24 protein-coding genes, 1 tRNA gene and 1 other annotated feature (1 of these 26 cut by a window edge) are annotated in these 25,066 nt (G+C 33.8%); of the genes, 19 read left to right on the top strand and 6 right to left on the bottom strand.

Features of this window, described 5'->3' with window-relative positions; translation table 11 throughout:
* Positions 1-687 (top strand): Ger(x)C family spore germination C-terminal domain-containing protein (locus C3E88_RS09845; RefSeq protein ID WP_236910013.1); only part of this gene is annotated, 687 nt, incomplete at its 5' end.
* A gap of 1 nt (position 688) precedes the next feature.
* Positions 689-1,813 carry a GerAB/ArcD/ProY family transporter gene (locus C3E88_RS09840; protein WP_236910012.1) on the top strand — a complete coding sequence of 375 codons (1,125 nt, stop codon included), beginning with the start codon at positions 689-691 and terminating at the stop codon, positions 1,811-1,813.
* On the opposite strand, the gene C3E88_RS09835 is transcribed toward C3E88_RS09840, so the two are convergent.
* The 3 genes from C3E88_RS09835 to C3E88_RS09825 form a co-directional block, all read right to left on the bottom strand.
* Positions 1,814-3,205, bottom strand: a complete 1,392-nt coding sequence (locus C3E88_RS09835) for a sensor histidine kinase (protein ID WP_236910011.1) — start codon at positions 3,203-3,205, stop codon at positions 1,814-1,816.
* Entirely contained in the window at positions 3,206-3,901 is a 696-nt protein-coding gene (locus C3E88_RS09830) for a response regulator transcription factor (RefSeq protein WP_236910010.1), read from the bottom strand.
* 83 nt (positions 3,902-3,984) lie between these two features.
* Positions 3,985-4,137, bottom strand: a complete 153-nt coding sequence (locus C3E88_RS09825) for a hypothetical protein (RefSeq protein ID WP_236910009.1) — start codon at positions 4,135-4,137, stop codon at positions 3,985-3,987.
* Between the two features lie 137 nt (positions 4,138-4,274).
* On the opposite strand from C3E88_RS09825, the gene C3E88_RS09820 reads away from it, so the two are divergent.
* The 7 genes from C3E88_RS09820 (at position 4,275) to C3E88_RS09790 (ending at position 10,685) form a co-directional block, all read left to right on the top strand.
* On the top strand, positions 4,275-4,658 hold the full coding sequence (locus C3E88_RS09820; protein WP_236910008.1) for a hypothetical protein: 384 nt from the start codon (positions 4,275-4,277) through the stop codon (positions 4,656-4,658).
* Between the two features lie 227 nt (positions 4,659-4,885).
* Positions 4,886-5,737: a GDSL-type esterase/lipase family protein gene (locus C3E88_RS09815; RefSeq protein WP_236910007.1), complete on the top strand. Its 852-nt coding sequence runs from the start codon at positions 4,886-4,888 to the stop codon at positions 5,735-5,737.
* Positions 5,738-5,759: 22 nt separating this feature from the next.
* Complete coding sequence (locus C3E88_RS09810; RefSeq protein ID WP_236910006.1) at positions 5,760-6,242, top strand: DUF4358 domain-containing protein; 483 nt, start codon at positions 5,760-5,762, stop codon at positions 6,240-6,242.
* Positions 6,243-6,276: 34 nt separating this feature from the next.
* Positions 6,277-7,683, top strand: coding sequence for an MBOAT family O-acyltransferase (locus C3E88_RS09805; protein WP_236910005.1), 1,407 nt, complete (start codon positions 6,277-6,279; stop codon positions 7,681-7,683).
* A 28-nt stretch (positions 7,684-7,711) separates the two neighbouring features.
* Positions 7,712-8,821, top strand: a complete 1,110-nt coding sequence (locus C3E88_RS09800; protein ID WP_236910004.1) for a DHHW family protein — start codon at positions 7,712-7,714, stop codon at positions 8,819-8,821.
* Between the two features lie 117 nt (positions 8,822-8,938).
* Positions 8,939-10,303 carry an MATE family efflux transporter gene (locus C3E88_RS09795; protein ID WP_236910003.1) on the top strand — a complete coding sequence of 455 codons (1,365 nt, stop codon included), beginning with the start codon at positions 8,939-8,941 and terminating at the stop codon, positions 10,301-10,303.
* Positions 10,304-10,334: 31 nt separating this feature from the next.
* Positions 10,335-10,685 (top strand): hypothetical protein, encoded by a 351-nt coding sequence (locus C3E88_RS09790; RefSeq protein WP_236910002.1) that lies wholly within the window; start codon positions 10,335-10,337, stop codon positions 10,683-10,685.
* Between the two features lie 24 nt (positions 10,686-10,709).
* Here the strand turns inward: C3E88_RS09790 and C3E88_RS09785 are convergent, their stop codons facing one another.
* Both C3E88_RS09785 and C3E88_RS09780 read right to left on the bottom strand, forming a co-directional pair.
* Positions 10,710-12,017: a histone deacetylase family protein gene (locus C3E88_RS09785; protein ID WP_236910001.1), complete on the bottom strand. Its 1,308-nt coding sequence runs from the start codon at positions 12,015-12,017 to the stop codon at positions 10,710-10,712.
* Positions 12,010-13,686, bottom strand: coding sequence for a hydantoinase/oxoprolinase family protein (locus C3E88_RS09780; RefSeq protein WP_236910000.1), 1,677 nt, complete (start codon positions 13,684-13,686; stop codon positions 12,010-12,012). Before C3E88_RS09780 ends, C3E88_RS09785 begins: the two co-directional genes overlap by 8 nt.
* 272 nt (positions 13,687-13,958) lie before the next feature.
* On the opposite strand from C3E88_RS09780, the gene C3E88_RS09775 reads away from it, so the two are divergent.
* The 6 genes from C3E88_RS09775 (at position 13,959) to C3E88_RS09750 (ending at position 19,375) form a co-directional block, all read left to right on the top strand.
* A complete protein-coding gene (locus C3E88_RS09775) occupies positions 13,959-14,408 on the top strand; it encodes a helix-turn-helix domain-containing protein (protein WP_236909999.1) in 450 nt (149 codons plus the stop codon).
* On the top strand, positions 14,395-15,456 hold the full coding sequence (locus tag C3E88_RS09770; RefSeq protein ID WP_236909998.1) for a hypothetical protein: 1,062 nt from the start codon (positions 14,395-14,397) through the stop codon (positions 15,454-15,456). The genes C3E88_RS09775 and C3E88_RS09770 overlap by 14 nt, the downstream gene beginning before the upstream one ends.
* 132 nt (positions 15,457-15,588) lie before the next feature.
* Positions 15,589-16,980: a TldD/PmbA family protein gene (locus tag C3E88_RS09765; protein ID WP_236909997.1), complete on the top strand. Its 1,392-nt coding sequence runs from the start codon at positions 15,589-15,591 to the stop codon at positions 16,978-16,980.
* 1 nt (position 16,981) lies between these two features.
* A complete protein-coding gene (locus tag C3E88_RS09760) occupies positions 16,982-18,322 on the top strand; it encodes a TldD/PmbA family protein (RefSeq protein WP_236909996.1) in 1,341 nt (446 codons plus the stop codon).
* Between the two features lie 177 nt (positions 18,323-18,499).
* Positions 18,500-18,575, top strand: a tRNA-Thr gene (locus C3E88_RS09755).
* A gap of 101 nt (positions 18,576-18,676) precedes the next feature.
* Positions 18,677-19,375: a lysoplasmalogenase family protein gene (locus C3E88_RS09750; RefSeq protein ID WP_236909995.1), complete on the top strand. Its 699-nt coding sequence runs from the start codon at positions 18,677-18,679 to the stop codon at positions 19,373-19,375.
* A 63-nt stretch (positions 19,376-19,438) separates the two neighbouring features.
* On the opposite strand, the gene C3E88_RS09745 is transcribed toward C3E88_RS09750, so the two are convergent.
* Positions 19,439-19,849 carry a DUF6143 family protein gene (locus tag C3E88_RS09745; protein WP_236909994.1) on the bottom strand — a complete coding sequence of 137 codons (411 nt, stop codon included), beginning with the start codon at positions 19,847-19,849 and terminating at the stop codon, positions 19,439-19,441.
* A 275-nt stretch (positions 19,850-20,124) separates the two neighbouring features.
* Between C3E88_RS09745 and C3E88_RS09740 the strand changes: the two genes are divergently transcribed.
* The 4 genes from C3E88_RS09740 to C3E88_RS09725 all read left to right on the top strand — a co-directional run bounded on the left by C3E88_RS09740 (position 20,125) and on the right by C3E88_RS09725 (position 24,877).
* Positions 20,125-21,792 (top strand): 2-oxoacid:acceptor oxidoreductase subunit alpha, encoded by a 1,668-nt coding sequence (locus C3E88_RS09740; protein ID WP_236909993.1) that lies wholly within the window; start codon positions 20,125-20,127, stop codon positions 21,790-21,792.
* The gene (locus C3E88_RS09735; RefSeq protein ID WP_272878529.1) at positions 21,793-22,641 is read left to right on the top strand and encodes a 2-oxoacid:ferredoxin oxidoreductase subunit beta; all 849 of its coding nucleotides are present in this window, start codon (positions 21,793-21,795) and stop codon (positions 22,639-22,641) included.
* Between the two features lie 50 nt (positions 22,642-22,691).
* Positions 22,692-23,018, top strand: a complete 327-nt coding sequence (locus C3E88_RS09730; protein WP_236909992.1) for a thioredoxin family protein — start codon at positions 22,692-22,694, stop codon at positions 23,016-23,018.
* Between the two features lie 71 nt (positions 23,019-23,089).
* Positions 23,090-24,877 carry a thioredoxin domain-containing protein gene (locus C3E88_RS09725; RefSeq protein ID WP_236909991.1) on the top strand — a complete coding sequence of 596 codons (1,788 nt, stop codon included), beginning with the start codon at positions 23,090-23,092 and terminating at the stop codon, positions 24,875-24,877.
* A 72-nt stretch (positions 24,878-24,949) separates the two neighbouring features.
* Positions 24,950-25,066 (top strand) — a binding site (T-box leader); it runs 117 nt beyond the window's last position.

The following is a 25,066-nucleotide window of genomic DNA, read 5'->3' as shown; positions in this document are numbered from 1 at the left end:
GGGATAATAGAAAGGAAAGAAAAAAAGCAAATAAACAAATTAGAAAAATTCTCTAAAGATAGTGAATATGAACTCTCCGTTATAGGGGCAGCTGTATTTGATAAACAGAGACTGGTGGGATATTTAAATGGGATTGAGACGAAAGCTTATAATATAATAACGGGAAATGTAAAAACTGGGATTATTACTTTTCCTACACCTACTGTATCAGTAGACGAGATTAGCTCACTAACTCTGGCTATAGAAAGCGATATAGATTCTCAAGAGCCAAATAAAATCCATATGAGTACCATTGATATAATAAAGCTTAAATCGAAAAGGGATGTGGAGATAGTAGACGGAAATATATTGCTTAAGGTAGATATTAGACTAAGAGGTTCTTTAGAGGAATTTGTAGGAAATATGGATATATCAAATGAAAGAAATATGAAGGAAATAGAGAAAGCTTGTTCACAAGAGATAAAAAATAAGCTAGAGGATACATTAAGAAAGGTACAAAGTGAATATGAAACGGATATATTTGGTTTTGGTTCTGTCTTTCATAGAAAACATCCAGAGGAATGGCATCAGATAGAGGATAATTGGAATGAAATTTTTTCTAAAGCCAATATAAAAGTAGATGTGAAAACTAATGTAATACGAACAGGCCTTATTAACGTACCTATTGGAAAAACAAAGGGGAAATAGTATGGATAATTTACAGAATACAAAAAAGATTTCAACCTATCAAGTGATTCTATTGGTAATAATATATAGAGTGATTATAGCTTTCACTTACTTACCAGTGGTAAATATTTCGCCAGGCAACCAAGATATTTGGATAGTACTATTGATGTCAATACCATATACAATTTTGCTTTGTGTCCCCCTGATATACTTAGGCAATAAATTTAATAATTTTACCCTAATAGAGTACACTGAGAAGATTTCTGGAAAAATTGTGGGAAAAATAATTGGCATCTATTATACTGGATTTTTGTTGTTATTTTCCATTATCAATGTTGCAACTTTAGTAGAGATATTAAACAGTGCTCTATTCCCAGAGACTCCCACATGGGTAACAACAATAATCATGTTGATTACCTGTGTTTATATAGCTTATAAGGGGTTGGAAACCATAGCTAGAGGCGGGGAAGTATTTATACCCTTTATACTGGGTGTAGTACTATTGTTTATTATATTAGGATATAATAATTATGATTTTACTGTATTACTTCCAATACTTAAGGACTCTACATTCAAAGAATTGAATATAGGAGCTATAGATAGGGGTATAAAGTTTAGTGATGTAATTATCCTAGCTATGATAACACCTTATTTAGAAAGAAAAGAGGATTTGAATAAAATATATATTAAATCCATTGTATATTCAATATTTATAATCATATTGTTGGTGGTGACTACTCAAGCAGCTTTAGGTATAGAGTATGCAAAACATACTAATTTTCCGTTTTTCACCTTTAATAGATTGATAAATATATTCGACTTCATTCAAAGAATAGATGTATTATCTGTAGTTGCATGGATAACAGGAAATGCAGGTAAAATTACAGGGTATTTGTATTTTACTTCAGTAGCCTTTTGCCAAACATTTGACAAAAATGACAACCGACCCTACATAATCCCCATAGCTGCTATTGTATTGATAGCAACTGTATTGATAAAGGATAGGCGTTCCATATTAAGTGTTGGGAAAACTCTTCAAAAGACAATATTAATAACATCAGCTATAGCTTTATTTGCACTTCCAATGGTAACCCTTATTATCTATTTGTTTAGGAAGAAAAATATATCTAACCCAAATAGGGATTAATTACATACTAGAAGGTATTAATATGGTAAATATAGTTCCAATTCCAAATTTACTTTCTACATGGATGGAACCACCGTGGGCTTCAACTAATGTTTTGGTTATGGAAAGCCCTAAGCCTGTTCCTCCAGTTTTTCTATCTCTAGATACATCAGTCCTATAAAATCTTTCAAATATATGGGGAATATCCTCTTCTTTTATACCTGAGCCATTATCTTCTACTATAATTTTTATATGTTTATCCTCTTTACATAGTTTTACCTTTACTTTACCATCTTCATATAAATACTTCATGGAATTGGACAATAAATTATACATTATTTGTTTTAATCTATCCTTATCCATGGAAATTTGAATATTATCTTCAATTGAATATTCTAAACTAAAGCCTTCCTTTTCAAATATTGGAGTGAAAAGGAAAATTATATTTTTCATTTCCTCAGAAATATCAAATAGAGTTTTGTTAATACTAAGTTTCCCTTCGAATATTTGAAAGGTATTCCTTAGGTCATCTACTAGTTTAGTCATATTATCGATTTCTTCCATTAATATATTTAGGTGTTCGTAACTAGGTTCCCAAACTCCATCCATAATCGCCTCTACATGGGATTTAAGGGTTGTTAATGGAGTGCGAAGTTCATGAGATATGTCTGATGCGTACCTCTTTCTTAGAAGTTCTTGTTTTTCTAATGTTTCAGCTAAGTAATTGATGGAATCAGATAATTCCATGATTTCTTTTGTAGAAGTTGGGGCATTAGTACGAGCATTTAAGTTGCCATTTCTCATTAGGTTTGCTGTTTCAGTTATACTTATCAGTGGATTGGTCAATCCTTTGGACAAAAATATACTAATTAACAACCCAAGCACTGTGGTTATCATTCCTGATAAGATAAAGGATTTAGCTAAAGTATTTTTAAATATTAATGCAGATTCTGTTAAATGGGCATTATCAAAATAACCTATTATTAATGTGGCAATTTGTTTTTCATCTTGTATTAGGGGGAAAGCCTTTTTCATATAAGTGCCCGATGTATTTTTGAAATAGGGATTCATCATCTTACCATGGCCCTTCATCATGTTATTCATCATTTTTCTATGATGAGGCGTATTGTTATTTGCGTTACAGATCATAGTGTTGTTTAGGTCTTTTATCTCTATATAGATACCTTCCATTTTGGCATAATTTGATATATCATCAGAAGTTATACTACTACCTTTTTGTAAAAATAGTTCATTGATATCCTCTCTTATGGTTTCAAATTTTTTGTTTCTTTCATCTATCAGATAGGTATCGAACCTATCGTTTATCATTTTATTTGAAATAAAGCTAATGATTAGAATGGCAACAAGGATAGCAAAAATAAAGCTTAGAGTTAATTTTTTATTTAAACTCATCTAAATTCCTCCAAACTTATAGCCAGCCCCATATACGGTGATAATATATGCTGGATTCTTTGGGTCATTTTCGATTTTTTGTCTAATGTTTTTAATATGGGTATCTACAGTTCTATCAAAACCATCATAATCATATCCAAAGGCAATTTCAATTAATTGTTCCCGTGAAAAAACTTGACCTGGATTTGTCAATAAAGCTATCAATATTTTAAATTCGTTAGTAGTTAAATAAACATTTTTGCCATCTTTTCTTACTATCATTTTATCTACATTCACCACAAGCTCCTCATTGTTAAAACTCAACTTTTCAGCTAAGGGACTTAATTCTCTATAGCTCCTTCTCAGTAAAGCTTTAACCCTACTGACTAATTCTCGAGGGCTAAAAGGCTTGGTAACGTAATCATCAGCTCCAATGGATAGGCCTTCTATTTTATCATCTTCTTCTACCTTAGCCGTTAGCATTATAATGGGAATATCTGAGGTACCCCTTATGGTAGTACATACTTCTTCCCCAGACAATTTAGGCAACATAAGATCTAAAATTATCAAATGAAATTCTTCTTTAGAAAACATCTCCAGGGCTTCATTGCCATTGATTGCAATAGTTACATCAAATCCTTCTTTTTCTAAATAGGCTTTAATCACATGGGAGATGTTTTTTTCATCCTCTACAACCAATATTTTAATTTGATCCATTTATTTCACCTCGAATATATAATACCCAAAAATAGAGAAAAAGCTAAGTTTTAATAAGGAACTACTTAGCTTTTGTCCCTCAGTTAATTAGCAGAAGTCCTATTATTAATAAAATGCATAACTAGCTTGTATCCTAAAACCAATAATCCAATAGCAAACAATACCCTAAAAATCAACATTCCTCCGAACAACCAAGTGTTACCTGGATAATTATAAAATCCAAATCCCTGGCACATAGTATTTTCCCTCCTTGAGCTTTTAGCATAATTATAATAATAAAATATGTAGGAAATATGAAGATAGATTTTCTGCTCTCCATATTTCCTACATATTTAAGATTTATAATGAATTTACAAAAGAAAGGGGAGATAAAATGAAAAAGATATTACTCGTTTTAGCTTTAGTATTGGTAGTAGGTTTATCAGCTAGTTTTTCTTATGCTGAAGTTCCTAAAGTATCCGATACAGAACAAACAACTAACTTTGGATCAAGAATTGATAATGAACAACGAGAAGCTTGGTTTCAGCAGAGAACAGAATGGAAAAAAGCTCAGTTAGAAAAAGCATTAACAGATGGGCAAATTACTAAAGAAGAATTTCAGGTTTGGGATGATCATTTTAAAGCAATGGAAGAATTTCACGAAAAGAATGGTTTTATGCCAGGTGCTTGCCAAGGTGGATATGTTTGGAAGGATGAAAATGGTTTGAAAAGAGGTTTTGGCCATAGAATGATGAGAGGCCATAGGTGGAATAGGTAGTAATAGAAGGGATCTATATTTTATAGATCCCTTTTTGATTTGGAAACCTGAGCCTATGGTTCCAGAAAGTACATAGGGAAAAGCTGAGAATTTACGTTTTTTGTCATAATTCCTTAACCTTTTAAAGAGGGATTTGTAATATAATATATTGGTAATGAATTTTGATAATTTTTCAAGATTATGGTGCATAGATTTAATAATAGGAATTTATATATTGGGTGATATAGATGAAAAGGTGTAGGAAAAAAAAGTATAAAATCAATTACAAAAGATTTACCATATCGTTAACTATACTTATAATTTTGCTTTTATCCTTTACCAATATTTCGAAAAGGATACTTGCTCATGACGAAGGCATAGATGAAGCTGAAGAGCATATTAATTTAGATGAAAAATTGGACAATCTTCCCAAAAAGCCGGTGAATTTACATAGAAAAGTAGAGCTAGAGGCTGAGAAAAAAGTGGACAAAGTAGAGGAAAATGAGACTATAATGGATGAAAAAGAGGATACCAACGCAGCCAATGATTCTATGGATATGGATTATAAGGAAATATTTAAAGACAGTTTATTTCTTGGAGACTCCATTACGGACAGCCTATCCTTCTATGAATTTTTAGATGAGTCTAAAGTGGTTGCAAAATTTGGTCTTACTGCCAAAGGAGCTAAGGATATGGTTGACAAAATAGCGGAAGAAAATCCTAATAATATATTCATTATGTTTGGAATGAACGATATCCTTATCCATGAAGGAAGTGTAAGATTTGCAGAGGATTATGCCCAATTGATACATGCAATAGAAGAGAAATTACCTGAGGCAAATATTTATGTACAATCCATACTGCCCGTAGATTCTAAGGTGAAGGATAAAAAATCCCTATTAACTAATGAAAATATAGATGAATTCAATCAAGCTCTAATCAATATGGCTGAAGATGAAGGGGTGGAATATCTGGATATAAGGAGTATATTAGAAAGGGATATGGATCTATTAGAACCAGATGGAATTCATGTCAAATATGGATTTTATAAGCTTTGGCTAGATTATTTAAGAGACAATGTAATGGTTAAGGAAGATTAATATAAAGGAGGAGATGAGTAGGATGAACAGATTTAAAAAATTGTTGAGAAACATGACTATAGTTGGATTGACTATAGTTGTTTTAACTAGTTGTACAGCAAATAAATCTAAAGGTCAAGAGCCTTCCATAGGAGATATAGAAAGGGAGATAAAAGAGTCTGTGGATATTTCCGATATGGTTCAGAGTGATAAGGAAAAACTAGAAAAGCTATATCAAGTAGATGGTGAGGATGTAGAAGATTTCATCCTTTATCTTCCTTCTAAGAATATTGAGGCAAATGAATTAGCAATAATCAAGGTAAAAGATGTAGATAAAATTGATACCATAGAAGCTAATATAGCTAGCAGGATAGAAGAAAAATCCAATGCTTTTAAGGATTATCTTCCTGATGAATACTATTTAATTGAAAAGCATGTGCTAAAAACAAAGGACAATTATATACTATTTGTCATATGGGAGGATGGAGAGAAAATAGAGAAGATATTTGATGAATCCTTTAAATAATAGGATTGTTTAATTGGTTAGGAGTGGATGTGTTTTGGTTTTTAGCAGTTTGATATTTATATTTGTATTTTTGCCAGTAGTTATTTTAGCTTATTATATAGTTCCTAGGTCTATGAGAAATTTGGTTTTCTTATTAGCTAGCCTAGTATTTTATGCCTGGGGAGAACCTATATACATACTTATCATGTTGTTTTCAACGGTATTTGATTATCTCAATGGACTGGCTATAGACAAGTATAGAGATCATAGGTATATAGCTAAGATAGTTTTGATAAATTCTTTGATTGTAAATTTAGGGATACTTGGATTTTTTAAGTATTCAGATTTTGTTATTAACAATATAAATTTATTATTTAGTGTAAGTATTCCCCTAAAAAACCTCCCCCTTCCCTTAGGAATATCCTTCTATACATTTCAGACTCTATCCTATACCATAGACGTATATTTAGATAAGGTACCTGTACAGAGGAATATCATATCCTTTGGTACCTATGTAGCCATGTTTCCTCAATTGGTAGCAGGGCCTATTGTTAGATATAGTCAAATAGCGGAGGAGTTAGATAATAGAAGGGAAAACCTATATCTGTTTGGGGAAGGAGCCGAGCTATTTATAGTAGGATTATCAAAGAAGGTATTGTTGGCCAATAATATTGGTCTATTATGGGATAGTATCAAGACTACACCTTTAGAGCAAATATCCATACTATCGGCTTGGCTGGGAATAATAGCCTTTACATTTCAAATTTATTTCGATTTTAGTGGATATTCGGATATGGCTTTAGGCCTTGGGAAGATGTTTGGTTTTAATTTTGCGAAAAATTTCAACTACCCCTATACCTCCAAAAGTATTACTGAATTTTGGAGGAGATGGCATATATCTCTGGGAGCTTGGTTTAGGGAGTATGTATATATTCCCTTAGGAGGAAATAGGAAAGGAAAAGCAAAACAATACAGAAATCTAATAATAGTATGGTTCCTTACAGGGCTATGGCATGGAGCTAACTGGAATTTTATTTTTTGGGGATTGTATTATGGAATTATCATAATGATGGAGAAGATGTTTTTATTGGACTGGCTTGATAAGAAGCCAAAAGTTGTTAGACATATATATACCATGATAGCAGTAATAATTGGCTGGGTATTGTTTGAGTTTGAAAACTTAAGTGCCGGCTTAAATTTTATCAAAATCATGTTTGGTTTTGGAAATAGTACCTTAATAGATAATAATGCTATTTATTATCTATATACCAATGGGTTGCTTTTTGTAGTGCTTATTTTTTCATCCACACCATTTCCAAAAAAACTATTTGTCAAGTTAAAAGAAAAGGCAAAGGGGTTAGAAGATATATTAATTCCGGTAACCTATATGCTTTTAGTATTTTTGTGCACTGCTTATTTAGTAAATGAAACCTATAATCCATTTTTATACTTTAGGTTTTAAAATTAATATCCTGGAAAGGAAGATAACTTTGAAAAAAAAGGATCCATATAAGCCTATACTTGGTATATTATTACTGATGTATATTGGAACTATGATAGTACTACAATCTATGAAGACGGATATGATATTTTCTGAATCGGAAAACAGAAGATTAGAACAAGCTCCTAAGATATCTAAAACTCAGGTAGTAGATGGGAGATTTACTACTAATTATGAAAAATATATATCGGATCAATTTCCCTTAAGGGATTTTTGGATAGGGGTAAAATCTAAATCAGAGAAGATTTGGGGGAAAAAAGAAAACAATGGGGTCTATATAGGGAAGGACGGCTATTTATTGGAGAAGTTTCAAAATCCTTCAGAGGAAGACTTTGAATCTAAAGTTGCTGAAATAAATGATATAGCTATCAATCTACCTAATGTTAATAAATATTTTATGTTAGTACCAAATTCAACTAAAGTGTTAGAGGATAAGCTTCCACCTTATGCTCCCAATGGGGATGAATTGGATTGTATTGATCAGGTGAAGTCTAATCTAGATAGAGATGTGCAGTTTGTAGATGTATACCAGGTGCTACAGTCCAATAGGGACAAATATATCTATTACAAGACTGACCACCACTGGACCACTAGAGGAGCCTTTTTAGCTTATATTGAACTTATGGGGGAGATGGAGATTGAACCTCGGGATGAAAAATATTATGAAATAAAGAAATTTAGCGATAGTTTTTATGGTTCATTATATTCAAAATCTGGGATTAGGGATGTAGAACCAGATACTATAGAGCTCTATATCCCTAAAGATATGGAGGAGATCAAGGTAGAATATTTAGGAGAAGGGGGCATTAGCTATTCCCTATATGATATGGATAGTTTTAATAAAAAGGATAAGTATACGGTATTTTTAGGTGGGAATCATCCGCTTATAAAAATAGAATCCAGTGCCAACACTACAGATAAACTATTAATACTTAAGGATTCCTATGCCAATAGCTTTATCCCATTTTTAACTAGTCATTTTAGTGAGATATATGTGGTAGATCCTAGATATTATGATGAAGATTTGGTTGACCTTATGAAAGATGAAGGAATAGATAATTTACTTATACTTTATAATGTAAAGACATTTTTTGAATAAAACGATGAAAGGTGACAATATAAAATCCTCTTGAACAATTTCAAACTATATTGTAGAATAGGATAAGTTAGTGTTACGAAATAAATATAGTATTTGTTAGTAAGGAGGCAGGATATCATGGAGAACAGAACCCTGACAGAAGGACCTATAACGGGCACTCTGGTGAAGTTAGCTATACCCATTATGGCTACCTCCTTTGTTCAGATGGCATACAATATGATGGATATGATATGGCTAGGTAGGGTAAGTACCAATGCTGTGGCAGCCGCTGGGACTGCTGGGTTTTTTACCTGGTTTGGGACTGCTCTATTGATGGTACCTAAAATAGGTGCAGAAGTAGGAGTAGCTCAATCTCTGGGAGGAGAGGATGTTAAAGCAGCAAAAAAGTATGTATTTCATACTATACAGTTGGATATCATAGTAGCTTTGATATATTCCATACTATTGATGGTATTTAGACATAAAATTATTGGATTTTTTAATCTAGGGGATGAAGAAGTGATTCAAATGGCTGCGGATTATTTGTTAATAATATCCATTGGCCTAATATTTTATTTTTTAAACCCTGTATTTTCAGGGATTTTTAATGGTTCTGGTAATAGCACTACCCCTTTTAAAATTAACGTAATAGGTTTAATCATAAATATGGTATTAGATCCTTTGATGATATTGGGTATTGGCCCTTTTCCAGAGATGGGGATTAAGGGTGCAGCTCTAGCTACTATTATAGCTCAGTTTACCGTTACCCTTATATTTGTTATAATAGGGAAGAGTAAATCTAGCTTGTTTGATGGTTTAAATATATTCCAGATTCCAGATAAGCACTATTTAAAGAGGATATTTAAATTAGGACTACCAGCTTCAATTCAAACAGGATTGTTTGCAAGTATAGCTATGGTTATTGCTAGGATAATAGCCCAGTGGGGGCCTACGCCTATTGCAGTACAAAAGGTTGGTTCTCAAATAGAGTCCATATCTTGGATGACTGCAGGAGGTTTTTCTACTGCTATATCTGCCTTTATTGGACAGAATTATGGTGCTGGTAAGTGGGATAGAATACGAGAAGGGTATCGTAAGGGACTATTAATTGTAGGAAGTATAGGTATATTTGCTACTTGTTTGTTGATATTTGGTGCAAGTCCTATATTCAGATTATTTATACCTTATGATAAAGAGGCTTTGGATATTGGTATCACCTATCTTAGAATTTTAGGTATATCTCAGTTTTTTATGACTATAGAAATTGCTACCCAAGGTGCTTTTTATGGATTGGGAAGGACTATACCCCCTTCCTTTGTAGGAATATTGTTTAATGGATTACGTATCCCAGCAGCTTTGGTTCTTTCTTCTACTTCTTTAGGACTAAATGGGGTATGGTGGAGTATAAGCATTAGCAGCGTATTTAAAGGGATAGTATTGGTAATATGGTATACTATAGTTCTTAGAAAGAGCCCTAGAAACAATGATAATATAAATACATAGAGAACAATGTAATGGTAAGGAGTAGTGTAAAATGATAGTGTATGAAAAAGGGAACTTAAGAATAGAAAGTGACTTTGAAGTAAGAACATTTATGGAAAATGAATTTGACGTGGATTTGTTTATTCCCACGAATTTTAGAACATTAAATCTATATTTGGAAGATCTACCGGATTATATAGATAGTAGAATACAGTTAACAGAAGTAAAAAATATTGTACTTAGATTTACCACTAAAGAAGATAATGATTATTGTACTATCCATTTTTTAAGAAATATAGACCTTCAATCAGCTATGATAAACTTTGTAATCAATTATAGGGAGCACTATATAGTATTAAAGGATAGAGAATATAGCGGTGAGATGTATATAAAAAGAAAGTAGGTAGTTTAAACTACCTACTTAATATTATTTTGCACGATATACATCATTAACTCTATCTTGGAGGTAGATATGGGTATAGCTTCCTTTAGGATTTTTATATAGATTATATCCTTCGTCGATACAATTGGAGCAAGCATCTACTGGAATCTGTATGGCAAGTATCCGATATCCTTCTCCACTTTGGGATTTAATAGTATTCAAACCGGAACATTTTTTACATATTTTGAAGTTTTGGGATTGATCTTCAAGTATTCTGTCCGTGTCATAGTATATTTGTCTAGTTCTTTCTACTTGATCATATCCTTTAAATTCCTTTAGTCTTAAGTTGTCTTTATCCTTCCAACGATTGTATACTATTTCCGATACCTGTTTAATATATTCAGTAATATCCTTAGGTTGTTTTAATCTATCCTTATCATAATCCGGCTCATGGACATGGGAATAGTCAATACCAGCCATGGCTAGTATAATGCCTAGATTAATATAAGGCAAGGCTCCTTCTATAGAATATCCTCCTTCTAATACTGCAATATCTGGATTTAATCTATCGTTTAATTTTGCATAGCCTTGGGCAGTAAAGTTCATATTGGTAATAGGGTCTGTATAATGATTGTCTTGTCCAGCAGAATTTATTATAATATCTGGCTTGTATTCCTCTAATATGGGCATTACCACATTATCGAGTACATATAAAAATCCTTCTTCTCCAGTTCCTGGTGGAAGAGGAATATTTACATTATATCCATAGGCAGCAGGACCACCAAATTCGTCCAAAAACCCTGTACCTGGATAAAGGGTTCTACCGTCTTGATGGAAGGATATGAACAATGTTTCCTTATCATTCCAATAGATATCCTGGGTACCATCTCCATGGTGACAATCCGTATCCACTATAGCTACCCTTAAAGGACCATATTCTTTTCTAATCCTTTCTAGCATTACCGCTTCAACATTAACTACACAAAAACCCCTGTCTCCATATACGACCCTTTGAGCATGGTGTCCTGGAGGACGAACCAATCCGAAGGATTTGTCTACTTCCTTATCCATTACTGCTTGGGATGCTCTAATAGCTCCACCTACAGAGATTAGATGGGACTGGGTAACTCGTGATTCTACATCTGGGACACAAAAATGTACCCTTTGAATATCCTCTATGTCAGCCACAATGGGATTATAAAATTTAATCCCTTCTATATCCTCAATACCCTCTTCAAATATCTGATCTTGGGTATATAAAAGCCTTTCTTCCCTTTCTGGATGGGTAGGGCTAATAGCCCAGTCAAAGGCTGGGAAAAATACTAGACCTAATCTGTTTTTTGCTTTAATCAATGCTATCACCTCGCAAATCATATATAAGGCCAGGTTTTACTTGGGCCTTTATCCTCATGTTCTGTCCGCTAGTGAAAAATCCCCTTACCATATTGAAACTACTTTCTTCTATTATCTCAGCTTCTATTTGGTCTTCTTCAGCCCCTAGATTTAAAGCTGATTCTTTGACTAATTCCATGGCCCTTTTCTTTGCCGATTCAAATGTGTATTTTTTACTTACTTTTTCATATATCTCCAGTTCAGGTATGGTAAGTATTCCTTTGGCAGTATCTACAAGCATATTTATTTCAGTAGTTGGTTTTGCAAGGGCTGCTCCTACAGCATTGGCTACTTCATATTTATCTGGGTAATAACAGGGGAGGTGGAATTTTTTCTCAAGTATTGGCGCTAAAACCTTTGCTGGGCCACCAATTATATTTATCAGTTTAGGTTCGATAGTCTTTCCATATAGTAATTCCTTGACGGTGTAAACAGGTTGACTATTGATTTCCTTTAAAACTTTATCCACTTTATCCTTAATCATATTAGCCATAGTATCTAATATTAAGTTTGCCATCTCTTCTGCTGATATATTTAGTTTTTTCCCCATGCTTTCCATTATTTCATAGGCTTTTTCCTTTTGACCTTCCATTAGCCCTAAGGTAATCATAGCATCAGTAGGTGTAGGGGCTGGACCTCCAAAGGCATAGGGAACTCCTTCTCGCCTTGGACCGATTTTGATTTTACCATCTTTAATGCTAATGCTACTATCTCCTCCTAATCCAATGGAAAGGCTATAGATAGCCCTAACTAGGGTTTTATACTTATCTATTTTTATTCCCAAGGGTTCAAATAGAGGCACTCCATCAGCAAGGAAGAATATATCCGCAGTAGTTCCGCCAATGTCTAAAAGTATAGCATCTTCATCTCCTGGTAACATCGCATTTATCCCCATGAAGCTGGCAGCGGGACCAGAAAGGATAGTTTCTACTGGTTTTTCTTCAGCAGTGGATAGATTCATGGTACCACCATCAGCTTTTAATATATAGACTGGTGTTTTTAAACCTTCTCTTTCCATGGACTTTTTAATATTGTTAGAGAAATCATTAAAGGTATCATTTACAGCAGAGTTTAAATAAGAGGTATATACTCTTCGTGGAAAGTTCAATTTTCCTGACATAGTATGGCCTAAGGTTATATTGGGAAATGTCCCGTTGGTTTCCAACATCTCTTTTACTTCCAATTCATGGCTAGGATTTCTAGTGGAAAATTTGGTAACTATAGCTATGGAATCAATATCCTTATCTTTAAATATGTTAATTGCCTCTTTGATTTCCTTAGGATTCCAATTCTCCACTATTGTTCCCCTATGGTCTATGTAACCAGAGATAAATACATTCTCCTCTCCACAGGTCAAGAAATCCTGAGGTAGTCCTGGACCAGATTGGATTATCATTCCAACGGGAGAAGTAGTATTTTCAACGATAGCATTGGTGGATACGGTAGTACTTAAGTTAATTCTTTTGATTTTGGACTTATCATATCCTTTAAGTAGTTCCTCCAAAGTGTTCCAGATAGATTCAAATAGATTATCCCTATTAGTAGGTTTCTTTACTGTATTTATGATTCTACCATCCTCTATTATAACCGCATCTACATGGGTTCCTCCCATATCTAAACCAACAATCAATTTTATCCTCCTCATTTCCTTATTTTAGTATCTATTAATATTATATCCCTATTAGGTAGCAGGTATCAAGTTGGGACAGTGGGGATGGTTCTTCCTGTTCCACATTTAATATTTATATGTGGGAGAATCTTTGGCTATTATTGTAAGCAAAGGGAAGGATTCAATTATCTAATTAAGGATAGTTGGATCTTTTTTTATTACAAATCCTATTGACATGTGAAAATACATGAAATATAATGAAAATATATGAAAATAATGAAAGGGGTAATACTTTGGAAAAGCTATATACTGTAAAGGATATTGCAATTATGACAGGTCTTACGGAAAGGACCATTAGAAATTATATTAAAGATGGGAAATTGCAAGGGAAGAAAATAGGTGTCCAATGGAGATTTACTGAAGATGATATTAAAAAATTGTTTGAGGATGAAAATGTTAGCAATAATATTATGGAGAATAATCACGATAGAGTATTTAATTTTTTAAAGAGTAACCCTAAATCTGATACAGGTGCAGTGATTATTAATGTTCCAGTAGCATCAGAGGATGAGTTAGAATCAAAGGTTCAACAGATAGTTGAGTTAGTCAATAGAAATGAAAATTTAGAGTTTTCATACCAATATTTAAAGAAAGATAGAATTGCTCAGTTTACGTTAATTGGAAATACAAAAACAATCCATGAATTCATGGAAACAAGGGGGATATGGGATGAATGTGAATAATATCTGGCAACAGATAGATAGTATCTTAAATGATATGGATTTTAGAGAGTTGTGGAAGGGATTTAAAAGATATAAATTTGTACTATATGATGATGAGAGAGTTTATTTTGGGGATAGGGATATAGAAGTTGATAACAGGTTTAAGGGGAATACATCTATAGATTATGAGGGTGAGAAAATTGCAATTTGGCGTATAACAGAAAAAGATTTAGATAGCATTGAAATACTAACATCTAATATAGTCCATGAAATGTTCCATGCCTTCCAATTGGATAACGAAGAGAATAGATTCCCCAATGATATAAAGGGATTAGATAAGCCTTTGGAAGCTGAATACTATAATATAAAGAAAAAGGAAGCCAGACTTCTCATAGAAGCTATTACATCAAAAGATGATGAAATAAAACTATCAAATCTTGTAGAAATAATTAGCATTAGGGATAAACGAAGTAGACTTTATAGGGGGGCTACTGAATATGAATTCAAAATTGAAACCTTAGAAGGCACAGCAGAATATGTGGGAACAATGGCTTTGAAGACAATTGATGAAAAGAAGTATAAAGAACGCATTGGTAATTATCTACAAATTATAGCGGACAATAATATGATATTTAATACAAGAAGATATTCCTATTTTTATGGGACATTGTTGCTTATATTGTTAGATTCGATGAACATTCAATTATCCCAAGAAATAAAAGACAATCCTAATACCATTATGGAAGAATTGATGAGTATAATCGGTGAAAGAGTTGAGATTGAAAGGATTCCAATAGACCCTGCTATAGAAGAAAATATGATAAAATGTAAGGAGGAATTATTCAATAGATTTAATAAATTTCATGCTGCTGACAGAAAAAATCATTTTGGCAAATATAGCATTACAGGCTATGACCCTATGAATATGTATAAATTAGAAAAGGAAATATTACATGAACATTTTGTGAGCTTATATGATCATGATAGAAATAAGCCAATTTTTATAGAAGGCTCAGTGGTAACAGCTTATAATGAAGATGAGAGTCAAATAATTAATTACATAGTATAATAATTCTATATCTAAAAATGGGACAGTGAGAACTGTCCCCGATGTTCCAAAATATATATAAAATAAATGATTTCAGTCTCGAAATAATATATAATAATAATTGTAGGAAATATTCACAAAGGGGGTAATTTTTTGCTTAGTAAAAAGACAATAGAAAATGTTCTTTACGCAGTTCTTTCCCATGGAGGAGATTTTGCAGAAATATTTGTAGAAGATAGGTTTAATACAAATATCAAAATGGTGGGAGGATATGTAGAAAACAGTATATCAGGCAGGGATTTTGGTGTAGGTATTAGAATATTTGACGGTTTTAATGCTGTTTATGGCTATACCAATGATGCCAGTGAAGAAAATTTAATAGAAGTGGCAAAGGAAATTGCATTAGCATTGAAATCTAAAAAAACAGATATAGTATTAAATTTAATGAAATCAGATACTAGAAATTTAAATCCAATAAAAATCATACCGAGTACTGTAGACAAAGCTAAAAAAGTAGAATTATTAAAAAGGGGATATGAGAGCGCTAAAAATTACGATTCTCTAATAACCCAGGTTACCACTGATTATTTTGATGAAGAACAAAACGTACTGATAGCTAATTCGGAAGGGTTGATGGTAGAAGACAAGCGGGTTAGGACTAGGTTTTATGTTCAATCCGTAGCATCAAAGGATGGAGAAATGCAAGTAGGTTTTTATGCCCCAGGAGCTTCCATGGGCTTTGAGTTCTTCGATGGTATAGATGTAGATGAGGTAGGTAAAGAAGCATCGAGAATTGCTAAAACCATGGTATTAGCAGATTATTGCCCATCTGGAGTAATGCCAGTAGTTATTCACAATGAATTTGGGGGAGTGCTATTCCATGAAGCTTGTGGCCATAGCTTAGAGGCAACTTCAGTAGCTAAGGGGACTTCTGTTTTTTCCAATAAGCTAGGAGAGCAAATTGCATCGCCTTTAGTAACCGCTATTGATGATGGAACTCTACCAAATGAATGGGGTTCATTAAATATTGATGACGAAGGAAAGCTAACCCAGAGAAATGTACTTATTGAGAATGGAATACTTAAATCCTATTTGATAGATAAATTAAATGGGAGGCGTATGGGTATGGAATCTACTGGCTCTGGAAGGAGACAATCCTATAAATTTGCACCTACTTCTAGGATGAATAATACCTTTATAGCCAACGGTGACTCTACTTTTGAAGAGATAATATCCGATACGGAAAGAGGATTATTCGCTAAAAAGCTCGGTGGAGGAAGTGTAAATCCAGCTACAGGGGACTTTAACTTTGCAGTAATGGAAGGCTATTTAATTGAAAATGGAAAGATAACAAAACCTGTTCGTGGTGCAACCCTCATAGGTACTGGAGCTAAGGTGTTGGAAAATATAGATATGGTAGGGAATAATCAAACCTTTGGTCAAGGAGTATGTGGTTCTCTAAGCGGCATGGTACCTACTAATGTAGGACAGCCAACTATAAGGGTTAAAGCTTTAACCGTTGGTGGAAGAAAGGGGGAGAACTAGTATGAAATATAAGGAATTAGCTGATAAGATATTCGAACAAGGAAAAGATAGATTCGAAGATATGGAGGTCTATGTAGAAAAGACCAAGGCTATAGAGATAGCTGTATTTAATGGTGAAATCGACAAATACAATATCTCCGACACAGAAGGCCTATCCCTAAGGGGTATATATGATGACAAGATGGGATATTCCTATACTGAAAAGGTAGATGAATCCTCTATAGAAATGTTAATAGAGGAAGCCTATGAAAATGGAAAACATATAGATGCCTTAGAAAAAGAGATAATATTCTCCGGCTCAGATGAATACAAGGAATTGGATAACTTTAGTAAAGAGCTTCATGAAACACCACTAGAGGATAAAATTGAATTTACAAAGGCCTTAGAAAAGGCAGCCTTAGATTTAGATCCAAGGATTGTAGCGGTAAGCTATTGTATGTACAATGAGATAGAAAATAGCAAATATCTTGTAAATACCAAGGGTTTAAATCTAGAGGACAGTGGAAATTTAGCCTATGCATTTATTATGGTGGTAGCCAAAGAAGGGGAAGATACCAAAACTGGATCTAGCTATGTTATATCTAAGGATTTTGCAGAATTTGATTATAAAAAGTTAGCAAGGGAAGCGGTAGAAGAAGCTTTATCACTATTAGGAGCTAAGCCTATTAAATCTCAGGAATACCCAGTGGTATTTAGAAATGATGCATTTGCTGAACTATTAGGAGCTTTCCAATCCGTTTTTTATGCAGAAAGGGTCCAAAAAGGATTATCCCTATTGAAGGATAAGATCCATGAACCAATTGCTATGAAAAAGTTCACATTGGTAGACGATCCCTTTGTAGAAGGAGGTTTTAATTCTAGCCCCTTCGATGGAGAAGGAACAGCAACATATTGTAAAAAGATAATAGATGAAGGAGTATTAAAGACCTATCTATACAACTGGAAAACTGCCACAAAGGATGGAGTAAAGTCTACTGGAAACGGGCACAGGGATTCCTACAAATCCTCTATAACTACTTCTACCACGAATCTATATGTGGAAGAAGGGGATAAATCCTTAGAAGAAATTTTCCATAGTGTGGATAGTGGAGTATATATTACCGACTTACAAGGTCTACACTCTGGTTTAAATCCAGTTTCTGGCGATTATTCATTATCTGCTCATGGATATGAGATAGAAAATGGAAAGATAAAAAGACCTATAAATCAAATAACCATAGCAGGAAACTTCTTTGAAACATTGATGGATATTGAAGAGATAGGTAAGGATATAAGGGTTTCTATGAATGGAGTAGCTTCCCCAAGTATAAAGGTTAAAAAACTAGCCATATCGGGAGAATAAATCAACCTGGGACAGAAAGGACGGTTCTTTCTGTCCTAAATTAATATTATTTTATTAATATTTTGTCCCAATATAGCTAAAATGGGAGGCTGAGAACCATCCTCAGTCTCCCATAAAAAAAGGGATGACAAACCTCACAAAAAGTAGTATATTATAATTATGATTAAAATTACTTGGGCCAATATAGCTCAGTTGGCAGAGCAGCAGTTTCGTAAACTGCAGGCCAAGGGTTCGAACCCCTTTATTGGCTCCAAATCTGGGACAGTGGGGACGGTTCTCACTGTCCCACAATTATAGATAAATACTATACTTTTAAATATGGGATAATTTGCCTTACATAGAAAGGTTGAAATTATGTCAAAAGCTATTCAAAAACGAAGGATTATTGGAATCCTGCTATTATTTATTGTAATACTATACATATGGTTTATGTACATGGATATATTTGATATTCATGGCTTTATATCTACAGATAGGTTGAAGTTCCTATCTATGATTATTGTATTTATTATTTCTCTATTTACTAGAAAGGATGCCTTAAGCTACAAAGATCTTCATCTACTTCAAGTTGGACTCTTTATCACTCTGATTGCAGATTTATTCCTTTTAATTTTAGATAGCCACTATATATTGGGAATTTTTCTATTTTCCATAGTTCAGATAATATATTCCTTTAGATATGAGCTTAGAAACCTAAAACTTGCCATTAGAAATTTTATAGTAATATTTTTAAGCTTATCCATTGTTTATTTCATAGTAAATAAACTAGTAATAGAGTTGGATTTTATATGGATAATGGGAATATTTTATGCTTTCTGCTTGTTGAATAGCGTGGCAAAGGCATTTAAAGCATATAGATATAAAATATATCCTAAACCCAACCGCCATATGGTCCTCATAGGTATGATATTATTTTTACTATGTGATATAAGTGTGGCTATGTATAATATTTTTAGCGAAGGCCTATTATATAGTATTTCTTCCATAGCCATGTGGTTATTCTATTTGCCTTCTCAGGTATTGTTAGCTTTAAGTGGGTATAATTATGAATGAGTTAAAAGTCCTTGCTACCAAAGGGTAACAAGGGCTTTTTTGCTTTAAAATATATTATATTACTTACTTATTACATATAGGTTCTTCCCACCAACCATAAGCAACTTTTCCACTGGCTGCTAGTTCAGGTGTCTCTGGATTAGATAAAAATATTAAAAAAGAACCGCCAGGTGGAAATATAAATTTACCTTGTTCATCATCAACAATGGTAGTTTCAGGTTGTCCTCGTCTTGCAAAAGCTTTAATACCTCCCACTGGGTCACCAGATACATTTGATGCATATTGTAATTTCACCTTTGATATTGGGAGAGGACAAATTGCTAAATTTGATGGAGTTATAAGGTTGGATTCTTGTGGCGTTCCAGGAGGGTCTGTATTAAACCAAATTTGTGCACGAAATGGAGATTCAGAAACATCACTTACAGTCCAGACTGTTACATGTAGATTTACTCCAGAGTTAGGAGGATTGAACAATCTAGCCCAAGCGTTTGTACCTTAATTATTACCCCTTTGTATTGGATTTAGTTCAGTATATGCTAAACAATGTTAAATGTGTGTTAATGGAGAAAGAATTTATTAATAAGAAAACAAGAATAGTACAGAAAAAAATAGGACTATGAGAGATATACTGATAGGATTTTTGAATATAAAAATTTGAGGGTTATTTAAGAAACAACTAGGGTATAAGGTATAGGAGGGTTTTACTCTATTAATTGGATAAACACTATGGAACAAAAGGAGGTAAGAATATGGATTATAGCATATTGGTGGGAGGAGAAGCAGGTCAGGGGATGGATACTTTTGCCAGACTTTTAGAAAAAACTTTAAAGCGATCTGGATTCCACGTTTTCTCCCATAGCGATTATATGTCCAGGGTAAGGGGAGGACACAACTTTTTCTATATTAGATTTTCCGACAAACCTATATACTCCTATAGTTCAAAGGTGGATATAATATTTGCTTTAAATGAAGAAACCGTAGGAATCCATAGTACTAAACTTAAAGAGAATGGCATAATAATTGCCGATACAAGTATTGCTAAAGATAAAGGTGTAATCCATCTAGAGCTAATTGAGACCGCTAAATCCTTAAGAAACCCAAGGGTTTATACTACTGTAGGTTTAGGTGCCATACTAAAATACTATGGTTTACCTTTAGAAAAAGGTGAAGAGGTCATTAAGGAAGAATTTAAGGATGAAATATACAGAGTAAATATCAATGCACTAAGGGCAGGATATGCAATGTTAGATGAAGAGCATAAGCTGGAAACCTTAGAGGATGGCAAGATCATAATCAATGGAAACCAAGCAGTAGGTTTAGGAGCCATAGCAGCAGGATGTAAGTTTTACTGCGGCTATCCTATGACCCCTTCTACTGGTGTATTAAACTATATTGCTACCCATGCTGATGATATGGGAATTGCAGTAGACCAAGTAGAGGATGAAGTGGCGGCTTTAAATATGGCATTAGGTGCATCTTATGCAGGGGTAAGGGCTATGACTGGTTCTTCAGGTGGAGGTTTTGCATTAATGGTAGAGGCTTTAAGTTTAGCAGGCATGATAGAGGTACCAGTGGTAGTAATCAATGTACAAAGGCCAGGACCAGCGACAGGTTTTCCTACTAGAACGGAACAAGGGGATTTAAGATTTATGATCCATGCTGGGCACGGAGAATTCCCTAGGATGATTATGGCATTGAGAAGTCCAGAGGACGCTTTCTATCAGACAGCTAGAGCCTTTAATATAGCGGAAAAATATCAAATACCAGTACTTTTGATGAGCGATCAATACTTGGCAGACTCTATGACTACTCAGAAGCCTTTCGATTTTAGAAAGATCCAAATAGAAAGATATATTTCTGGAGAAGAGGCAGTTACCGACGAGGAATATAAAAGGTATAAGTTTACAGAAAACGGAATTTCCCCTAGAATATTACCAGGGAAAGTTCCAGGACAAGTGGTATTAGTAGATAGTGATGAACACGATGAATGGGGTAATATTACGGAAAGCGATGAAATAAGGACTAAAATGGTAGACAAGCGGCTGAAAAAGTTTGAAAGCTTAAAGGAAGAAGTGGAAGAACCTTGGTTAATAGGAGATGAAAAACCTAAAAATTTGATAGTTAGTTGGGGCTCTACCTATGGCGCGGTAAGAGAGGCAGTAGAGAAGTTAATAGGAGAAGGAGTATCTATAGGTGCTCTAGTATTTGGAGATATATGGCCACTGCCAACTAATAGATTGTTGGAGCTAAAAGATACTGCTAAAAAGATTATAGATGTGGAACAAAATGCTACTGGCCAATTAGATAGCTTAATAAGAGAGGAAGCGTTAATCAAATCCACTCACAAGATACTAAAATATGACGGTAGGCCTTTTAGTGGAGATGAATTATATGCTAGATTAAAGGAGGTTTTATAGTTGAAATACGAATATAAACTTTATGAACCATCCTGGTGCCCTGGCTGCGGCAACTATATGATACGAACAGCTCTTAAGCAGGCTTTGGAAGAGTTAGAGATAGAACCTCATGAAGTGGTTATTTCTTCAGGTATAGGTCAGGCAGCTAAGATGCCCCATTATATTAAGGTAAATGGATTTAATGGCCTTCATGGCAGAGCATTGCCACCGGCTATTGGTATCAAATTAGCCAACAAGGATTTAAAAGTCATAGTGGAGTCAGGAGATGGTGATACTTATGGTGAAGGTGGCAATCATTTTATCCACACCATAAGGAGAAACATAGATATTGCTCATTTCGTCCACGACAATCAGATATATGGATTAACCAAGGGGCAAGCTTCACCTACTACGGCAATGGGTCAGGAGACAACTTTGCAATTTGATGGGGTAAAAGTGGAGCCAGTACAACCGCTAGCATTAGCCCTTACCATGGGGGCAGGTTTTGTAGCTAGGGGATTTTCAGGAGATATTCCTCATCTAGTAGAGATAATGAAGGAGGCAATCAACTATAGAGGATATGCTTTGGTGGATATATTCCAACCTTGCGTAGTTTGGAATAAAGTAAATACCTTTAGTTGGTATAATGAAAGGGTGTACCATCTTCCAGAGGATTATGATTATACTGATAGGGATGAGGCTTTTAAAAAAGCTATGGAATTTGGAGATAAAATCCCTATTGGCATATTGTATAAAGTGGAAAAGGAAACCTACGAAAATAGATTCCAATTTATAAAGGATGGACCGCCTTTAGTTGATAGGGAATTAGACCCAATGGATGGGGAGAAATTGCTTGAGGAATTCATGTAAAAGGATAGCCAAGGCTATCCTTTTATCAAATCATACATAGGAGGATATTTATGGATATTACAAATTCAAAGGAATTAGTCGAAAAAACTATTGATGGAAACGAAATGGTATTACTCTACTTTGGTACTAACAGCTGCGGAGTATGTATCGATATGAAGCCAAAGGTAGAAAAGATTTTAAAAAAGTATCCTAAGATAAAAGCTTTTCAAGTGGATGTAGAGGATTCAATAAAAATAGCCACTAGCTATAATATTTTTACAATCCCTGCTATACTTCTATTTATCCAAGGTAAAGAAACTGTAAGGGAAGCAAGGCATATTAGTATACCGGATATAGATAATAAAATTGACCGATACTATGCTTTGTTATTTGATTAGATATGGAATATAAACCCTTTCTATGGGTAAGATATAGATAATAATGAAAGGAAAGGGTTTGATTATAAACTATGACCAATACTAAAACTTCAAACAAGCTGATATATCAAAAATCTCCCTACTTACTTCAACATGCTCACAATCCTGTGGATTGGTATCCCTGGGGAGATGAAGCCTTTAAAAAGGCTAAAGATGAAAACAAACCGATCTTTTTATCTATTGGATATTCTACTTGTAGATGGTGTCACAATATGAATAGAGAATCCTTCCAGGATGAAGAAGTAGCAAAAATTCTAAATGAGTATTATGTATCTATTAAGGTAGATAGAGAGGAGAGACCAGATATAGACAAGGTATATATAACCTTTGCCGAAGCTATGACAGGCTCTGCTGGATGGCCACTAAATTTAATACTAACCCCTCAAAAAAAGCCTTTTTTTGCAGGAACCTATTTCCCAAAATATACTAGAGGTGAAATGATAGGATTAATAGATTTACTAGAAAGGGTAAAGGATACTTGGATTAAAGATAAGGAAAACTTAATAGAGGAAAGCAATTATATTTTAGAAGAAGTGGAGAAAAGATATAATGTTAGTTCTCGAGGAAGTATTCAACCAGCTATATTGAAATATACAAAAAATGAATTGGAAAGTATTTTTGATAATATTAATGGGGGCTTCTATCAAAAACCTAAATTTCCATTACCACAGTATGTGTTATTTTTGTTGGAGTATGGGTATAAAAATAATGATGAAAAAGCATTGGATATGGCAAAATCTACTTTAGACAGTATGTATAAAGGGGGCATATTTGATCATGTAGGTTTTGGATTTTATAGATATTCTGTAGATGAGAAATGGCTAGTTCCACATTTTGAAAAGATGTTATATGACAATGCCCTATTAGGCATAGCCTATACTAGAGCTTATGAGATTACCAAAAAATCTTTATATAGGGAAGTAGCAGAGAAAATATTTGAATTTTTACTGAGAGATATGGTCTCTAGTCAGGGAGGATTTTATTCAGCATTAGATGCGGAAACAGAGGGAGAAGAAGGGAAATTTTATATATTTGAAAAGGATGAGATAGTTAAACTCCTAGGAGAGGACTATGGAGAACTATATTGTGAGTATTATGATATAACTCATAAGGGAAACTTTGAAGGTAAGAACATTCCCAATCTAATAGATGTGGATTTAGAAGATATCAACAGCATAGATAAAGGGAAGCTGGAAGGTATGAGGGATACCCTATTCCATTACAGGAATAGGAGGACTAAACCTCATAGGGATAACAAAATTTTGACTTCATGGAATGGACTTATTATTGCTGCATTAGCCTATGGTGGAAAAGTGCTTGGCAATGATATATATATAAATAAAGCTAGGAGGGCAGCAGATTTTGTAATAGCTAATTCTATAGATAATGCTGGCTATCTACTGTCTACTTATATAGATGGAGAGAGCTATAACTATGGATTCTTAGAGGACTATGCTTTTTTCATATATGGACTAGTGGAATTATATAGCGTTACTGAAGATGAAGTTTATTTAGGCATAGTCAAAAAGCTAATAGATGATATGATGGATCTATTTTGGGATGATGAGGAGGGAGGACTATACTACTATAGCAATATATCAGAAGAATTAATATTCAGACCGAAGGATATATATGATGGTGCTATACCTTCTGGTAATTCCATTGCTGCTCAAAGTTTAATAAAATTATATAGCATTACTAAAGAAGAGGAAATATATGATAAATATAAACAGCTGATCTATGCTTTTGGTGGCGATATAAATGGGAATCCATTAGCACATACCTATTTCACCCTATCTTATATGGGAATAAGTTCATAAATTTTAAAAAGTTATTTACTATGATGAACTTTTGTGCTATATTGGAATATAATAACTTATAAAATCATAATATTAATGGCTATGATTTGGTAAAGTAGGGTATATAAGGTATTACAGAGAGGGTTCTTAAGGTGTAAGGAATCTATACTGAGTATATTCGAAGTGCACCAATAAGCCTTTAGTCGAAAG

Origin of the sequence: Clostridium sp. Cult3, from assembly GCF_021655115.1 — a bacterium.
In the GTDB taxonomy this organism is placed as follows: Bacteria; Bacillota; Clostridia; order Tissierellales; family Tepidimicrobiaceae; genus PPXY01.
The sequence above is the reverse complement of the archived record's forward strand: the minus strand, read 5'-3'. Positions and strand labels throughout refer to the sequence as shown.

Bases quoted from the DNA above. Each gene is read 5' to 3' on its own strand.
- C3E88_RS09825 (WP_236910009.1), bottom strand. From the start codon at position 4,137: ATGTGCCAGGGATTTGGATTTTATAATTATCCAGGTAACACTTGGTTG.
- C3E88_RS09770 (WP_236909998.1), top strand. From the start codon at position 14,395: ATGAATGTGAATAATATCTGGCAACAGATAGATAGTATCTTAAATGAT.
- C3E88_RS09835 (WP_236910011.1), bottom strand. From the start codon at position 3,205: ATGAGTTTAAATAAAAAATTAACTCTAAGCTTTATTTTTGCTATCCTT.
- C3E88_RS09810 (WP_236910006.1), top strand. From the start codon at position 5,760: ATGAACAGATTTAAAAAATTGTTGAGAAACATGACTATAGTTGGATTG.
- C3E88_RS09830 (WP_236910010.1), bottom strand. From the start codon at position 3,901: ATGGATCAAATTAAAATATTGGTTGTAGAGGATGAAAAAAACATCTCC.
- C3E88_RS09815 (WP_236910007.1), top strand. From the start codon at position 4,886: ATGAAAAGGTGTAGGAAAAAAAAGTATAAAATCAATTACAAAAGATTT.
- C3E88_RS09725 (WP_236909991.1), top strand. From the start codon at position 23,090: ATGACCAATACTAAAACTTCAAACAAGCTGATATATCAAAAATCTCCC.
- C3E88_RS09795 (WP_236910003.1), top strand. From the start codon at position 8,939: ATGGAGAACAGAACCCTGACAGAAGGACCTATAACGGGCACTCTGGTG.
- C3E88_RS09790 (WP_236910002.1), top strand. From the start codon at position 10,335: ATGATAGTGTATGAAAAAGGGAACTTAAGAATAGAAAGTGACTTTGAA.
- C3E88_RS09750 (WP_236909995.1), top strand. From the start codon at position 18,677: ATGTCAAAAGCTATTCAAAAACGAAGGATTATTGGAATCCTGCTATTA.
- C3E88_RS09740 (WP_236909993.1), top strand. From the start codon at position 20,125: ATGGATTATAGCATATTGGTGGGAGGAGAAGCAGGTCAGGGGATGGAT.
- C3E88_RS09730 (WP_236909992.1), top strand. From the start codon at position 22,692: ATGGATATTACAAATTCAAAGGAATTAGTCGAAAAAACTATTGATGGA.
- C3E88_RS09840 (WP_236910012.1), top strand. From the start codon at position 689: ATGGATAATTTACAGAATACAAAAAAGATTTCAACCTATCAAGTGATT.
- C3E88_RS09820 (WP_236910008.1), top strand. From the start codon at position 4,275: ATGAAAAAGATATTACTCGTTTTAGCTTTAGTATTGGTAGTAGGTTTA.
- C3E88_RS09760 (WP_236909996.1), top strand. From the start codon at position 16,982: ATGAAATATAAGGAATTAGCTGATAAGATATTCGAACAAGGAAAAGAT.